Annotated in this window: 16 protein-coding genes; 15 read left to right on the top strand and 1 reads right to left on the bottom strand. The window is 51.0% G+C overall.

Annotation, left to right across the window (positions count from 1 at the left end):
• The first annotated feature begins 4 nt into the window (after nucleotides 1–4).
• The 15 genes from HMPREF3277_RS09585 to HMPREF3277_RS09515 all read left to right on the top strand — a co-directional run bounded on the left by HMPREF3277_RS09585 (nucleotide 5) and on the right by HMPREF3277_RS09515 (nucleotide 14184).
• The gene (locus tag HMPREF3277_RS09585) at nucleotides 5–367 is read left to right on the top strand and encodes a hypothetical protein (RefSeq protein WP_070870972.1); all 363 of its coding nucleotides are present in this window, start codon (nucleotides 5–7) and stop codon (nucleotides 365–367) included.
• A 216-nt stretch (nucleotides 368–583) separates the two neighbouring features.
• Nucleotides 584–895 carry a GIY-YIG nuclease family protein gene (locus HMPREF3277_RS09580; RefSeq protein ID WP_070870971.1) on the top strand — a complete coding sequence of 104 codons (312 nt, stop codon included), beginning with the start codon at nucleotides 584–586 and terminating at the stop codon, nucleotides 893–895.
• A 279-nt stretch (nucleotides 896–1174) separates the two neighbouring features.
• Nucleotides 1175–3436, top strand: a complete 2262-nt coding sequence (gene nuoG / locus HMPREF3277_RS09575; protein WP_070870970.1) for an NADH-quinone oxidoreductase subunit NuoG — start codon at nucleotides 1175–1177, stop codon at nucleotides 3434–3436.
• A 2-nt stretch (nucleotides 3437–3438) separates the two neighbouring features.
• Nucleotides 3439–4515 carry an NADH-quinone oxidoreductase subunit NuoH gene (nuoH, locus tag HMPREF3277_RS09570; protein WP_002218648.1) on the top strand — a complete coding sequence of 359 codons (1077 nt, stop codon included), beginning with the start codon at nucleotides 3439–3441 and terminating at the stop codon, nucleotides 4513–4515.
• 80 nt (nucleotides 4516–4595) lie between these two features.
• A complete protein-coding gene (nuoI, locus tag HMPREF3277_RS09565) occupies nucleotides 4596–5075 on the top strand; it encodes an NADH-quinone oxidoreductase subunit NuoI (protein ID WP_002216341.1) in 480 nt (159 codons plus the stop codon).
• Nucleotides 5076–5158: 83 nt separating this feature from the next.
• Nucleotides 5159–5749: a hypothetical protein gene (locus HMPREF3277_RS09560; RefSeq protein ID WP_070870969.1), complete on the top strand. Its 591-nt coding sequence runs from the start codon at nucleotides 5159–5161 to the stop codon at nucleotides 5747–5749.
• Between the two features lie 64 nt (nucleotides 5750–5813).
• Nucleotides 5814–6485 carry an NADH-quinone oxidoreductase subunit J gene (locus tag HMPREF3277_RS09555; protein ID WP_070870968.1) on the top strand — a complete coding sequence of 224 codons (672 nt, stop codon included), beginning with the start codon at nucleotides 5814–5816 and terminating at the stop codon, nucleotides 6483–6485.
• A complete protein-coding gene (nuoK, locus tag HMPREF3277_RS09550; protein WP_003759427.1) occupies nucleotides 6482–6787 on the top strand; it encodes an NADH-quinone oxidoreductase subunit NuoK in 306 nt (101 codons plus the stop codon). The genes HMPREF3277_RS09555 and nuoK overlap by 4 nt, the downstream gene beginning before the upstream one ends.
• A gap of 78 nt (nucleotides 6788–6865) precedes the next feature.
• Nucleotides 6866–7318, top strand: a complete 453-nt coding sequence (locus tag HMPREF3277_RS15650) for a hypothetical protein (protein WP_246830794.1) — start codon at nucleotides 6866–6868, stop codon at nucleotides 7316–7318.
• Between the two features lie 317 nt (nucleotides 7319–7635).
• The gene (gene nuoL, locus HMPREF3277_RS09540; protein ID WP_070870967.1) at nucleotides 7636–9660 is read left to right on the top strand and encodes an NADH-quinone oxidoreductase subunit L; all 2025 of its coding nucleotides are present in this window, start codon (nucleotides 7636–7638) and stop codon (nucleotides 9658–9660) included.
• A 55-nt stretch (nucleotides 9661–9715) separates the two neighbouring features.
• Nucleotides 9716–10021, top strand: a complete 306-nt coding sequence (locus tag HMPREF3277_RS09535) for a chorismate mutase (RefSeq protein ID WP_070870966.1) — start codon at nucleotides 9716–9718, stop codon at nucleotides 10019–10021.
• A gap of 224 nt (nucleotides 10022–10245) precedes the next feature.
• Nucleotides 10246–10569 (top strand): cupin domain-containing protein, encoded by a 324-nt coding sequence (locus tag HMPREF3277_RS09530; RefSeq protein WP_070870965.1) that lies wholly within the window; start codon nucleotides 10246–10248, stop codon nucleotides 10567–10569.
• A 239-nt stretch (nucleotides 10570–10808) separates the two neighbouring features.
• Nucleotides 10809–12305: an NADH-quinone oxidoreductase subunit M gene (locus HMPREF3277_RS09525; protein ID WP_070602280.1), complete on the top strand. Its 1497-nt coding sequence runs from the start codon at nucleotides 10809–10811 to the stop codon at nucleotides 12303–12305.
• A gap of 9 nt (nucleotides 12306–12314) precedes the next feature.
• Nucleotides 12315–13757 (top strand): NADH-quinone oxidoreductase subunit NuoN, encoded by a 1443-nt coding sequence (gene nuoN / locus HMPREF3277_RS09520; protein ID WP_070870964.1) that lies wholly within the window; start codon nucleotides 12315–12317, stop codon nucleotides 13755–13757.
• Between the two features lie 127 nt (nucleotides 13758–13884).
• The gene (locus HMPREF3277_RS09515; protein ID WP_009310880.1) at nucleotides 13885–14184 is read left to right on the top strand and encodes a DUF2818 family protein; all 300 of its coding nucleotides are present in this window, start codon (nucleotides 13885–13887) and stop codon (nucleotides 14182–14184) included.
• Nucleotides 14185–14428: 244 nt separating this feature from the next.
• On the opposite strand, the gene dtd is transcribed toward HMPREF3277_RS09515, so the two are convergent.
• Nucleotides 14429–14890 carry a D-aminoacyl-tRNA deacylase gene (dtd, locus tag HMPREF3277_RS09510; RefSeq protein WP_070870963.1) on the bottom strand — a complete coding sequence of 154 codons (462 nt, stop codon included), beginning with the start codon at nucleotides 14888–14890 and terminating at the stop codon, nucleotides 14429–14431.
• Between the last annotated feature and the right edge of the window lie 164 nt (nucleotides 14891–15054).

Below are 15054 nucleotides of genomic sequence, written 5' to 3'. Positions count from 1 at the left end.
AGAAATGATTGAGAAGTTAGAAACTGAAATTCAGGATGTCCGGATCTTTGAATCGGAGCACGATAAAGAATTGGCTTGTGCTTTTATTCAAGGAGCAGTCTATGCATGGATAGGCGCAAATCGTGATAAACCTTTTGCTGTCCGCGATTTGTTTGGTGGTGCGAACACTTGGGTTTGGCAGAATACGCCGTTAAATCCTTTATGGAAGGCTTATCAAGATAGGGGAAAAACTCCTGATGAAGCATTTGATTTGGCTGCAAAAGCCGCAGGAAAACTATTAAAAATAGTTTTGGCTAAAGATATGAACAGAAGGTTCCAGGTGCATAAAGGTTATGTCAATAGCTATTCATGGGTTGCTGAAGAATAAATTTGTCGTACACGAGGAAATAAATAGCCGTCATTCCCGCGTAGGCGGGAATCCATAGTGGAATCTAAAGAAACCGATGTTTGAAAAGCAGTTGCCGAAATCCGAAAATGGATTCCCGCCTACGCGGGAATGACGGCGGGAGTGGGCAGATGTTTTCAGATGAAAACGGCTGTAAATGATATTGAAAAAAGTTGTTTATATTGCAGGAAACAATAAATGCAAAACCATCCGCTTGCTAGGCAACCTGCCGTATATATTTTGGCAAACGGTAAAAACGGAACACTCTATATCGGAGTTACCATGAATTTGCCGGAAAGGGTCTGGCAGCACAAAAACCATGTCAATGTTGATGGCTTTACTGCCCGATATGATGTGCATGATTTGGTTTGGTATGAGTTTTTTGAGAATATGCCTGAAGCGGTTGCCAAAGAAAAAGCGATGAAAAAATGGCGACGTGAATGGAAGATTAAACTGATTGAAGAACAAAATCCCGAATGGTTGGATTTATCGGGTGTGTTGTTTGTTTAGTTTTATTTCTGGAACTTTAAAAACTGCCGTCATTCCCGCCCCCGCATACGTGAGGACAGGCTACGGCGCGGGAATCACCGCAAAAGTTAAGAAACCGATGTTTGAAAAACAGTTACCGAAACCCAAGAATGGATTCCCGCCTGCGCGGGAATGACGGCAAGGTGGTGGTGTTTTGACAGCATTAACTACCAACTAAACTCAAAAGGCCGTCTGAAACCCATTTTTCAGACGACCTCCATAAAAGATTATTTATCAAATACCCGTAACTAGGAACGAACCATGTTACAAATCGAAATCGACGGCAAACAGGTATCTGTGGAGCAGGGCGCGACGGTGATTGAGGCCGCGCACAAGCTCGGTACTTATATTCCGCATTTCTGTTACCACAAAAAGCTCTCCATCGCCGCCAACTGCCGTATGTGTCTGGTGGACGTGGAAAAAGCCCCCAAACCGCTGCCCGCCTGCGCCACGCCGGTAACGGACGGCATGATTGTGCGTACGCATTCGGCGAAGGCGAGGGAGGCGCAGGAAGGTGTGATGGAGTTCCTGCTCATCAACCATCCGCTTGATTGTCCGACCTGCGACCAAGGCGGCGAGTGCCAGTTGCAGGATTTGGCGGTGGGCTACGGCAAAACCACCAGCCGCTATACCGAAGAAAAACGTTCCGTCGTCGGCAAAGACATGGGGCCTTTGGTTTCCGCCGAGGAAATGAGCCGCTGCATCCACTGCACCCGCTGCGTACGTTTCACCGAAGAAATCGCCGGCCTGCAGGAAATTGCGATGGCGAATCGCGGCGAACACTCCGAAATCATGCCCTTCATCGGCAAAGCGGTGGAAACCGAATTGTCGGGCAACGTCATCGATTTGTGTCCCGTCGGCGCGCTGACCAGCAAACCGTTCCGTTTCAACGCGCGTACTTGGGAGCTGAACCGCCGCAAATCCGTTTCCGCACATGATGCTTTGGGCAGCAACTTGATTGTGCAAACCAAAGACCATACCGTCCGCCGCGTGCTGCCGCTGGAAAACGAAGCCATCAACGAATGCTGGCTGTCCGACCGTGACCGTTTTGCCTATGAAGGCCTGTATCACGAAAGCCGTCTGAAAAACCCGAAAATCAAACAGGGCGGCGAGTGGATGGACGTGGATTGGAAAACCGCGTTGGAATATGTCCGCAGCGCGATTGAATGTATCGCCAAAGACGGCAACCAAAACCAAGTCGGCATTTGGGCGAACCCGATGAATACGGTCGAAGAACTGTATCTGGCGAAAAAACTTGCCGATGGCTTGGGTGTTAAAAACTTCGCCACCCGCCTGCGCCAACAAGACAAACGTCTTTCAGACGACCTCAATGGTGCGCAATGGTTGGGACAAAGTATCGAATCGCTGGCGGACAACGAAGCCGTATTGGTGGTCGGTGCGAACCTGCGCAAAGAACAGCCGCTCCTGACTGCCCGCCTACGTCGTGCCGCCAAAGAGCGCATGGCTTTGAGCGTATTGGCCAGCAGCAAGGAAGAATTGTTGATGCCGCTTCTGGCTCAAGAAGCGGTGCATCCCGACGAGTGGGCAGGCCGTCTGAAAAACCTGTCTGCCGATGCGGAACACGCGATTACCGCGAGCCTGAAAAACGCTGAAAAAGCAGCGGTGATTTTGGGCGCGGAAGTGCAAAACCATCCTGACTACGCCGCCATTTATGCCGCCGCGCAAGAGCTGGCAGACTCAACTGGCGCGGTGCTGGGCATTCTGCCGCAAGCTGCCAACAGCGTCGGTGCGGACGTATTGGGCGTGAACTCGGGCGAGAGCGTTGCCGAAATGGCAAACGCGCCGAAACAGGCAGTCTTGCTGCTCAACGTCGAGCCGGAAATCGATACGGCGGACGGCGCAAAAGCTGTAGCCGCGTTGAAACAGGCAAAAAGCGTGATGGCGTTTACGCCGTTTGTCAGCGAAACGCTGCTGGACGTGTGCGACGTATTGCTGCCGATTGCGCCGTTTACCGAAACATCGGGCAGCTTCATCAATATGGAAGGCCGTCTGCAATCCTTCCACGGTGTCGTTCAGGGCTTCGGCGATTCGCGTCCGCTGTGGAAAGTGTTGCGCGTATTGGGCAACCTGTTTGATCTGCAAGGCTTTGAATACCACGATACCGCCGCGATTCTGAAAGATGCGCTGGATGCGGAAAGCCTGCCGTCCAAACTAAACAACCGCGCCGCTTCGACTCAAAAAGATTTTCAGACGACCTCAAACCGCCTCGTGCGCGTGGGCGGAGTCGGTATTTATCACACCGATGCCATCGTGCGCCGTTCCGCACCGTTGCAGGCAACCAGCCATGCCGCCGTGCCTGCCGCGCGTGTGAATCCGAACACATTGGCGCGCTTAGGCCTGCAAGACGGACAAACCGCCATCGCCAAGCAAAACGGCGTAGGCGTGTCCGTGATGCTCAAAGCCGATGCCGGACTGCCTGAAAACGTGGTGCATCTGCCGCTGCATACCGAAAATGCCGCGCTGGGTGCGTTGATGGACACTATTGAACTGGCGGGAGCTTGATTATGCAGGAATGGTTCCAAAACCTCTTTGCCGCAACGCTCGGTCTGGGCGATTTGGGCATCACCGTGGGCTTGGTGGTATCCGTCATCGTCAAAATCGTGATTATCCTGATTCCGCTGATTCTAACCGTCGCCTACCTGACTTATTTCGAACGTAAAGTCATCGGTTTCATGCAGCTTCGCGTCGGTCCGAACGTAACCGGCCCGTGGGGTCTGATTCAGCCGTTTGCCGACGTGTTCAAACTCTTGTTTAAAGAAGTTACCCGTCCGAAGCTGTCAAACAAAGCCCTGTTCTACATCGGCCCGATTATGTCGCTTGCCCCGTCTTTTGCGGCGTGGGCGGTGATTCCGTTCAATGAAGAATGGGTGCTGACCAATATCAATATCGGCCTTTTGTACATCCTGATGATTACCTCGCTGTCGGTTTACGGCGTGATCATCGCGGGCTGGGCTTCCAACTCCAAATATTCGTTCCTGGGCGCAATGCGTGCTTCCGCGCAAAGCATTTCCTACGAGATTGCCATGAGTGCCGCGCTGGTGTGCGTCGTGATGGTGTCGGGCAGCATGAACTTCTCCGACATCGTTGCCGCGCAGGCAAAAGGCATCGCGGGCGGTTCCGTGTTCTCGTGGAACTGGCTGCCGCTGTTCCCCATCTTCATCGTCTATCTGATTTCCGCCGTTGCCGAAACCAACCGCGCACCGTTTGACGTGGCAGAGGGCGAGTCCGAAATCGTTGCCGGCCACCACGTCGAATATTCCGGCTTTGCGTTCGCGCTGTTCTTCCTCGCCGAATACATTTTCATGATTCTGATTGCCGCGCTGACATCGCTGATGTTCCTCGGCGGCTGGCTGTCCCCATTCCCGCAAAGCTGGGGCATCGTCGGCACGCCTTCCGCATTTTGGATGTTCGTGAAAATGGCGGCGGTGCTGTACTGGTATCTGTGGATTCGTGCAACCTTCCCGCGCTACCGCTACGACCAAATCATGCGCTTGGGCTGGAAAGTGCTGATTCCGATCGGCTTCGCCTATATCGTGATTTTGGGTGTGTGGATGATTTCGCCGCTGAATTTGTGGAAATAAGTTTCAGACGACGTATCAAGGTCGTCTGATAAACGCAGTTTTGAATATTTAACGGAATCCCTGTTTTGAGGGAACAGAATATGGCTAATTTAGTAAAAACTTTCTTGCTCGGCGAACTCGTCAAAGGTATGGGTGTAACGCTCAAAAACTTTTTCGCCCGCAAAGACACGATTTATTTCCCCGAAGAGAAAACGCCGCAATCGGTACGTTTCCGCGGCCTGCACGCGCAGCGGCGGTATCCGAACGGTGAGGAACGCTGTATTGCATGTAAATTGTGCGAGGCGGTGTGTCCGGCAATGGCGATCAACATCGAATCGGAAGAACGCGAAGACGGCACGCGCCGCACCAAGCGTTACGACATCGACCTGACCAAGTGCATCTTCTGCGGCTTCTGCGAAGAAGCCTGTCCGACCGATGCGATTGTGGAAACGCATATTTTTGAATACCACGGCGAGAAAAAAGGCGACTTGCACATGACCAAGCCGATCCTCTTGGCAATCGGCGACAAATACGAAGCCGAAATCGCCAAGCGCAAAGCCGCTGACGCGCCGTACCGTTAAGTACGAATCGTGCGTTTACGAAGTTTCGAAGGTAATCCGAATCCTAAAAATCCAGTTGCTGCCGTTACTTAAGGAAGTACAAAATGAATGACCAACAAGCCTTTGCAGATATGGTTTTTCAAAAAACCACTACCGCATTGGCAGGTCTACCTGAAGAGACTCGGGATGATGTGTATGCCTTATCATTTTGGCTGTGCGGTGGTGATGAATGGTTGCCCAGTCTTTTAGTCAGCTACAACACCCGTCAACAATTTGTGAAAAAGCAGGGCGAGACACACAAACAAGATGATGAAGCCAAGTGGAACTATGCCTATTGGCTGCAAGACGAAGCCGAATTATTGGGCGTGGATGCATATGGGAATAACCAAGAACTTCGAACATGGCTGGAAAATGCTCCCTTTGCTTACACCGAAGAACAATACGAAGCCATGTTTAATAACGATGATGAAGATATTGATGAGAAATCAGACGAGTTTTACCAAGCCTTTATCGAAACCCAAATTGCCGTAGTGCAACGCCTGTTTGCCGAGGGAGTGATAGCCAGAACGTTTGGCAAAAACATTCCTGTGTTGGTTCACGAATTGGAGTATTACGATGTACCTTTAGCGTGGACGGAACGTGCTAATCCCAAAGGCTTGGCGGATGAGTTTTTAAGCTATTGGCGCAACCAATAAACCACGTCCGATAAAGCCGAAACGCGAAATTGATTGAAATATCCCAAAACGGAAAGTGCAAATTATGAGCTTTCAACTTATTCTGTTTTACCTATTGGCCGCCATCGTTTTGTACGGTGCGCTGCGTACCGTTACCGCGAAAAACCCTGTCCATGCTGCTTTGCATCTGGTGCTGACCTTCTGCGTGAGCGCGATGATTTGGATGCTGATGCAGGCGGAGTTTTTGGGCGTGACGCTGGTGGTGGTGTATGTCGGCGCAGTGATGGTGCTGTTCCTGTTCGTCGTGATGATGTTGAATATCGACATCGAGGAAATGCGCGCCGGTTTTTGGCGGCACGCGCCTGTTGCCGGTGTGGTCGGTACGCTGTTGGCAGTTGCCCTTATCCTGATTTTGGTCAACCCGAAAACCGACCTTGCCGCATTTGGTTTGATGAAAGACATTCCTGCGGATTACAACAACATCCGCGATTTGGGCAGCCGTATTTATACCGATTATCTGCTGCCGTTTGAGCTGGCGGCGGTATTGTTGCTGTTGGGTATGGTAGCCGCGATTGCGCTGGTTCACCGCAAAACCACCAATCCGAAACGCATGGATCCTGCCGACCAAGTTAAAGTGCGCGCCGACCAAGGCCGTATGCGCTTGGTGAAAATGGAAGCCGTGAAACCGCAAACCGAATCTGCGGAAGAAAACGAAGTTTCAGACGACCTCAAGCCGAAAGAGGAGGGCAAAGCATGATTACCTTGACGCATTATCTGGTATTGGGCGCGCTCCTGTTCGGTATCAGCGCGATGGGCATCTTTATGAATCGTAAAAATGTGCTGGTCTTGCTGATGTCGATAGAATTGATGCTTTTGGCGGTAAACTTCAACTTTATCGCCTTCTCGCAGCATCTGGGCGATACCGCCGGACAGATTTTTGTATTTTTCGTACTGACCGTCGCCGCTGCCGAATCCGCCATCGGTTTGGCAATTATGGTGCTGGTGTACCGTAACAGAAAAACGATTAATGTTGCCGATTTGGACGAGTTGAAAGGTTAGGGCGACGGGGGGCGTCTGAAAATGCAGATCCCCTTCCCAATATGTTTACAAGTGTATGGTCGCCAACCAATATAAAAAATGAGAAATATATCGAATTATGCCAAGCTAGGCTTATTAGCTTTTTTGATCGCTTGCTCTTCTAGCGTTGCGCTGGCTAAAAGCAGCCGTCCGGCAGGGTTATATCTAAATCCGTTTTTGGGGCCTCCTGGAAGCAAAATAAACCATGTGACTGTTGCCTTATTTCCAAATCGTCAATATTGCATGCAGAGAGAGGGTGAGTCTGGAAAGGTACGACGTGGTACTTACCGACTGGTCAAACAAAAAATATATTTGGATAACGGCATGAAGTTGGCTAAATATAAAGACGATTTTGGCGACCCGAGTCGTGAGTTTTATAGCCTTACACAAAATGGTAAAGAGATAGATATGTTGCTTTATGCTGATGACCAGTTTTTCATTAAAAGAGAGGGTGTTAGCCCAAAAAAATTTTGGCGTTCTCTGAAAATAGAAGTATGTAAAGATTACCGTTAGACAAAAACCGTTAGACAAAAACTGATGGTCAATCTGGAAGAATAGAGGTCGTCTGAAAAGCGATTTCAGACCGTTTCAGACGACCTGATGCGGTAGGTTGGGCTAACCCCGACGAAAAAATAACATGACCAATTAAAGCCCGTTGTCTTGAAGGACAGCTTTATCAGATTTGAGTATTTAGTGTGCAGTATGGGTTGAAAACCCATTAATAAAGATACGAAGGCAGCTTGAAAGTGTTGAATTGGCAAGCCAATCTAAAAAACTTTCGGGCAGTCTGAAGTTTAGAAAACTCCTAAAATCAAAAAGGTTCATCCAAAATGAACGACATGACTTTATATCTCATTATTGCCCTCGTGCCTTTGGCAGGCTCGCTGATTGCGGGTTTGTTCGGCAATAAAATCGGACGTGCCGGCGCGCATACGGTTACGATACTCGGCGTGGCGGTGTCCGCCGTGTTGTCGGCTTATGTGCTGTGGGGCTTTATCGACGGCAGCCGCGCCAAGTTTGACGATAATGTCTATACCTGGCTGACGATGGGCGGTTTGGATTTTTCCGTCGGCTTCTTGGTCGATACGATGACGGCGATGATGATGGTCGTGGTAACGGGCGTGTCGTTGATGGTGCATATCTACACCATCGGCTATATGCACGACGAAGCAGTAGGCTACCAACGCTTCTTCAGCTATATTTCTTTGTTTACATTCAGCATGTTGATGCTGATTATGAGTAACAACTTCATCCAGCTCTTCTTCGGTTGGGAAGCGGTGGGCTTGGTGTCGTATCTCTTGATCGGTTTCTATTTCAAACGTCCGAGCGCGATTTTTGCCAACCTGAAAGCCTTTTTGATCAACCGCGTCGGCGACTTCGGCTTTTTGCTCGGTATCGGCTTGGTGCTTGCCTATTTCGGCGGCAGCCTGCGCTATCAGGACGTATTCGCTTATCTGCCTAATGTTCAGACGGCCACTATCCAACTGTTCCCCGGTGTGGAATGGTCGTTGATTACCGTAACCTGTTTGCTCTTGTTTGTGGGCGCGATGGGTAAATCGGCTCAGTTCCCGCTGCATGTCTGGCTGCCCGATTCGATGGAAGGCCCGACCCCGATTTCTGCATTGATTCACGCCGCAACCATGGTTACCGCCGGTCTGTTCATGGTATCGCGTATGTCTCCGATTTATGAGATGAGCAGCACTGCGCTGTCTGTCATCATGGTAATCGGTGCGATTACTGCCCTGTTTATGGGTTTCTTGGGTGTGATTCAAAACGACATCAAACGTGTGGTTGCGTATTCCACCTTGTCTCAACTGGGCTACATGACCGTGGCTCTGGGCGCGTCCGCCTATTCCGTGGCGATGTTCCACGTCATGACCCACGCTTTCTTTAAAGCCTTGCTGTTCTTGGCCGCAGGTAGCGCGATTATCGGTATGCACCATGACCAAGATATGCGCCACATGGGCAACCTGAAAAAATACATGCCGATTACTTGGCTGACCATGCTGATCGGTAACTTGTCGCTGATCGGTACGCCGTTCTTCTCCGGCTTCTATTCCAAAGATTCGATTATCGAAGCAGCGAAATACAGCACCCTGCCGGGCAGCGGCTTTGCCTATTTTGCCGTCCTCGCCAGCGTGTTCGTTACCGCGTTTTACGCGTTCCGCCAATACTTCATGGTGTTCCATGGTGAAGAGAAATGGCGCAGCCTGCCTGAGCATCATGACGATCATCATGGTGAAGAGCATCACGGCTTGGGCAAAAACGACAATCCACACGAAAGCCCGTTGGTTGTTACCCTGCCTTTGATTTTGCTTGCCGTTCCGTCTGTCATCATCGGCTACGTTGCCATCGAGCCTATGCTTTACGGCGATTTCTTCAAAGACGTGATTTTTGTTAATGCCGACGCGCATCCGACCATGCACATCATGAAGGAAGAGTTCCACGGCGCATTGGCAATGGTGTCACACAGCCTGCATTCGCCTGTACTCTACCTTGCTATCGCAGGCGTGTTGAGCGCATGGCTCTTGTACGTCAAACTGCCGCACCTGCCTGCGAAAATTGCACAGGCGTTCCGTCCGGTTTACGTTTTGTTTGAAAACAAATACTACCTCGATGCCCTGTATTTCAATGTTTTCGCCAAAGGCACGCGCGCATTGGGCAACTTCTTCTGGAAAGTCGGCGATACCGCCATTATCGACAACGGCATCGTCAACGGCTCCGCCAAACTGGTTGGCGCGATTGCCGCTCAGATACGCAAAGTCCAAACCGGCTTTATCTACACCTACGCCGCCGCTATGGTGTTCGGCGTATTGGTATTGCTCGGCATGACCTTCTGGGGCTTGTTCAGATAAGGATGAGATTTTCAGACGACGTTTAGGTCGTCTGAAAAAGGAAATATGAGAAACAATGGTTGAAGACAAATTACCGCAAACCCTAGACGAAGTCCGCGAAGCCATCGACGGTTTGGACAAGGAATTAATAGAATTACTTGCCCGCCGGCAGAAGCTGGTACGGCAGGCAGGCCGTCTGAAACCTAAAAACGATGTGCAGGCGGTTTCCGCGCCCGAACGGGTGGCGCAAGTGATTGCCTCGCGCCGTGCCTATGCCGAAAAGGCCGGTTTGTCGCCCGAAGTAACCGAAGCAGTTTGGCGCAGCATGATTGATGCGTTCATTAAACTGGAGATGGAAACCAACCGTGCCGACGGGACGTAGTCAACATTTCGGTCATAATTGATTTACTTGGATAGATACGGAATTTGCCGACCGTCGTCATTCCCGCGCAGGCGGGAATCCAGACCTATCGGCGCATAAACCTGTCAAGGAAAAAGGCTTCCTAAAATCTACGTTCTGGATTCCCGCCTGCGCGGGAATGACGGGATTTAATAAACAGTTGTATCGACAGGTTTATCTAGATACAGAATCAAAGAGGCGCGAAAATGCCCGATACACAACAAACCATCCGCTCCGCCGAATTTACCGCTTCCCGTGCATGGGGCGCACTCGACATCGCCAATATGAACGGCATCACCGTGCGCCTGCACTGGACGGACCAGCCCTACAAATGGCACATCAACGACGGCGAGGAAGTGTTTGCCGTGATGGACGGCGAAGTTGATATGCACTACCGAGAAAACGGCGAAGAACACATCGTTCGGTTGAAAAGCGGCGACATCTTCTACGCAGGAATCGGTACGGAACACGTCGCCCATCCGTGCGGCGAAGCGCGGATTTTGGTGATTGAGAAAGAAGGCAGTGTTTGAGGTCGTCTGAAAAAGAAAACCATTCAAGTTGTAGGTCGGATACTTGTATCCGACATGAAAAAGAAAATAGTACAGCGTGTCGGATTCGAGAATCCGACCTACGGCTGGAAGATTCGGCAGAATTAGCTTGAGACAAATAGCAGAAGCCTGAACAACCTTTTTCAGACGACCTCTTAAAACGTCGTCTGAAAAACCAACCCACACAACTATATTTTTATTTTAACCACAGGTTAACCACTATGTTTTCCAACTACCTACTCAGCTTGGCAATATGGATACCCATCGCTGCGGGCGTGCTGGTTTTGGCGACGGGGCCGGACAGCCGTGCGCCGCTTGCCCGCGTGCTCGCTTTAATCGGTGCGCTTGCCGGTTTCTTGGTAACGCTGCCCTTGTTTACGGGTTTCGACCGTTTGAGCGGCGGTTATCAGTTTACCGAGTTCCACGAGTGGATTCCGCTTTTGCGAATCAACTACTCGCTGGGGGTGGACGGTATTTCGGTGCTGTTTGTCATTCTGAACGCGTTTATCACGTTGATGGTGGTGCTGGCGGGTTGGGAAGTGATTCAGAAGCGTCCGGCGCAGTATATGGCGGCGTTTTTAATCATGTCGGGCCTGATTAACGGCGCGTTTTCGGCACGGGATGCCCTGCTGTTTTATGTGTTCTTCGAGGGTATGCTGATTCCGCTGTACCTGATTATCGGTGTATGGGGCGGTCCGCGCCGCGTGTATGCGTCGGTGAAGCTGTTTCTCTATACGCTGATGGGTTCGTTGCTGATGCTGGTGGCGATTGTGTACCTGTCTTACCAAGTCGGCGGCTTTTCGATTGAGGATTTCCAAAACATCAAACAGATTCCGCTGGGCGTGCAACAGCTTTTGTTTGTGGCGTTCTTCCTGTCGTTTGCGGTGAAAGTGCCGATGTTCCCCGTGCACACTTGGCTGCCGGATGCCCACGTTGAGGCGCCGACCGGCGGTTCGATGGTGTTGGCGGCGATTACGCTGAAATTGGGCGCATACGGCTTTTTGCGCTTCATCCTGCCGATTCTGCCCGACGCGTCGCGCTATTTCGCGCCGGTCATCATCGTGTTGAGCCTGATTGCGGTGATTTACATCGGTATGGTCGCGTTGGTGCAGACCGATATGAAAAAACTGGTGGCGTATTCGTCCATCAGCCATATGGGTTTCGTTACCTTGGGGATGTTCTTGTTCATTAACGGCCAGTTGAACGACTGGGCGTTGAAAGGCGCGGTCATTCAGATGATTTCGCACGGTTTCGTGTCGGCGGCGATGTTTATGTGCATCGGCGTGATGTACGACCGCCTGCACACGCGCAATATCGCCGATTACGGCGGCGTGGTAAACGTGATGCCCAAGTTTGCGGCGTTTATGATGCTGTTTGCGATGGCAAACGCGGGTCTGCCGGCGACTTCGGGCTTCGTGGGCGAGTTTATGGTGATTATGGGCGCGGTCAAAGTGAATTTCTGGGTGGGCGCGCTGGCGGCGCTGACGCTGATTTACGGTGCGTCTTACACGCTGTGGATGTATAAGCGCGTGATTTTCGGCGCGGTCGGCAATCCGCACGTTGCCGATATGAAAGACATCAACTGCCGCGAATTTGCGATTCTGGCGATTTTGGCGGTTGCGGTATTGGGTATGGGCCTGTATCCGCAGGCGTTTATCGAAGTGGTGCATCAGGCGGCAAACGATTTGATTGCCCATGTGGCGCAAAGCAAGATTTGAGGTGTGCGAATGAACTTGATTGATTTGAACTTAATGCCTGCCATGCCCGAAATCGTGCTGTTTGCGCTCTTGATTGCCGTATTGTTGGCAGATTTGTGGATTAGCGATAAAAACCGCTATCTGACCCATTTGATGAGCTTGGGAACCGTCATTATCGTGGCGGTTACGCAGCTGGCGGTGTGGGAGCAGGGCAGTACGTTGGCGTTTCACGGAATGTATATCGCCGACGGTATGTCGCGCCTGTCCAAGCTGGTGTTGTACGGATTGACCTTCGGGCTGTTTATTTACAGCAAACCGTACAATCAGGCGCGCGGTATTTTTAAAGGCGAGTTTTATACTTTATCGCTGTTTGCCCTGTTAGGCATGAGCGTGATGGTGAGCGCGGCGCATTTCCTGACCGCCTATATCGGTTTGGAACTTTTGTCGCTGTCGCTTTATGCCATGATTGCGCTACGCCGCGATTCCGGCCGTTCCGCCGAAGCCGCGCTCAAATATTTCGTCTTGGGCGCGCTGGCTTCCGGCCTGCTGCTCTACGGCATTTCGATGGTTTACGGCGCGACGCATTCGCTCGACTTTGCCACTGTTTTGGCGTCGTCGTACAGCGAGATTGCCAACGAATGGCTGTTGAAGCTGGGGCTGGTGTTTATCGTCGTGGCGATAGCGTTCAAACTGGGTGCGGTGCCGTTTCATATGTGGGTGCCCGACGTGTACCACGGCGCGCCGACATCCGTTGCCGCGTTTGTCGGTACGGCGCCGAAAATTGCCGCTGTGATGTTTGCCTTCCGTATTTTGCTGACCGGTTTTGGCGAAGTGCATCAATACTGGGCGCCTATGTTTGCCGTCCTTGCCGTTGCGTCGCTTGTGGTCGGTAATCTTGCCGCGATTATGCAGACCAATATCAAGCGGATGCTTGCCTATTCGACTGTGTCGCACATGGGCTTTATCCTGCTGGCGTTTATGGCAGGCTCAATTGGCTCTACTGCGGGTCTGTATTACGCCATTACTTACGCTTTGATGGCGGCTGCGGGCTTCGGCATATTGATGTTATTGTCCAACGACAATATCGAGTGTGAAGAAATCAAAGATTTGGCAGGCTTGAACCAACGCCATGCTTGGTTTGCCTTACTGATGCTGCTGGTCATGTTCTCTATGGCAGGTATTCCGCCGCTGATGGGCTTCTACGCCAAATTCGGCGTCATCATGGTGTTGCTGAAATTCCATTACGTTTGGTTGTCGGTCTTCGCGGTCGTTATGTCCTTAATCGGCGCGTTCTACTACCTGCGCGTGGTTAAAGTCATGTATTTCGACGAACCCACCCATGACCAACCCATCGGCAGCAACTATGCCGCCAAATTCTTCCTGAGCGTCAATGCGTTCTTGTTGGTTTTGTGGGGCGTTATGCCGCAAACGATGATTGACTGGTGCGCAAAGGCTTTGGAAAACACTTTGTAAGGCGATAAACCGAAACGGCAGCCGTGTCAGAGGCTGCCGTTTTTGTTAAGATACGCAGCTCAAGATTGTTTTTTCAGACGACCCTTTGAATCAAAGAGGTCGTCTGAAAACAGAAAGACACACCATCATGACCGCATCCATGTACATCCTTTTGGTATTGGCACTCATCTTCGCCAATGCCCCCTTCGTTACCACCAAATTTTTCGGCGTGTTTCCGCTCAAGCGTAAACATTTCGGGCATCACCTCGTCGAATTGGCGGCAGGCTTCATATTGACCGCCGTCCTCGCCTACATCCTTGAGTCTCGTGCCGGCGCGGTACAGCATCAAGACTGGGAGTTTTACGCTACTGTAATCTGCCTTTACCTGATATTTGCCTTCCCCTGCTTCGTGTGGCGTTATTTCTGGCACGCGCGCAACCGCGAATAAGTTTTTCAGACGACCTCAGCTTTATAGTGGAATTAACATAAATCAGGACAAGGCGACGAAGCCGTAGACAGTACAGATAGTACGGAACCGATTCACTTGGTGCTTCAGCACCTTAGAGAATCGTTCTCTTTGAGCTAAGGAGAGGTAACGCCGTACTGGTTTAAAGTTAATCCACTATATTTTTACCCTAAGCCTTTGTTGTCTTATCTGAATTTTGGTCAATATGCGGTTAATCGTGTTTGTTTTAAAACAGTTTTTTGGAATCCAGCAACAAGGTGACAGGACCGTCGTTGCAGAGTGAAACCTGCATATGGGTTTGGAAGCGGCCGGTTTCTACCGTCAGACCGTGGGCGCGCAATAATTCGGCGGTGCGTTGATACAGGGATTCTGCCTGTCGGGCAGGGGCGGCTGCGGAAAAAGAGGGGCGGCGGCCGCTGCGCGCATCGGCATAGAGGGTGAATTGTGAAACGAGCAAGACTGAGCCGCCCGTGTCTTTAAGCGACAGATTCAATTTTCCGGCCTCATCTTCAAAAATGCGCAGATTGGCTATTTTGTCGGCGATATAGGAGGCATCGGCCTCGTTGTCATCGTGTGTAATGCCTAAAAGAATCAAAAAGCCGTGACTGATTTTGCCGCTGGTTTCGCGGTGTCCTTCGCTCAGGACGTCAACTTGGGCATGGCTTACTTTTTGAATAACGGCGCGCATGGGGTTTCCTCGGATAGGGGTAAGTGCAGCAAGGTGGATCATTTCGCTGACTGATGTTGATTTGTCTGGGGAGGTCGTCTGAAAACGATTGGCTCTAGTCTAACAGAGTATTTCTGTTGGTCTAGAGCCATTTGTTTTATAGTGGATTAACTTTAAACCAGTAC

This window comes from Neisseria sp. HMSC70E02 (genome assembly GCF_001838645.1).
Taxonomy (GTDB): domain Bacteria; phylum Pseudomonadota; class Gammaproteobacteria; order Burkholderiales; family Neisseriaceae; genus Neisseria; species Neisseria macacae.
The sequence above is the reverse complement of the archived record's forward strand: the minus strand, read 5'-3'. Positions and strand labels throughout refer to the sequence as shown.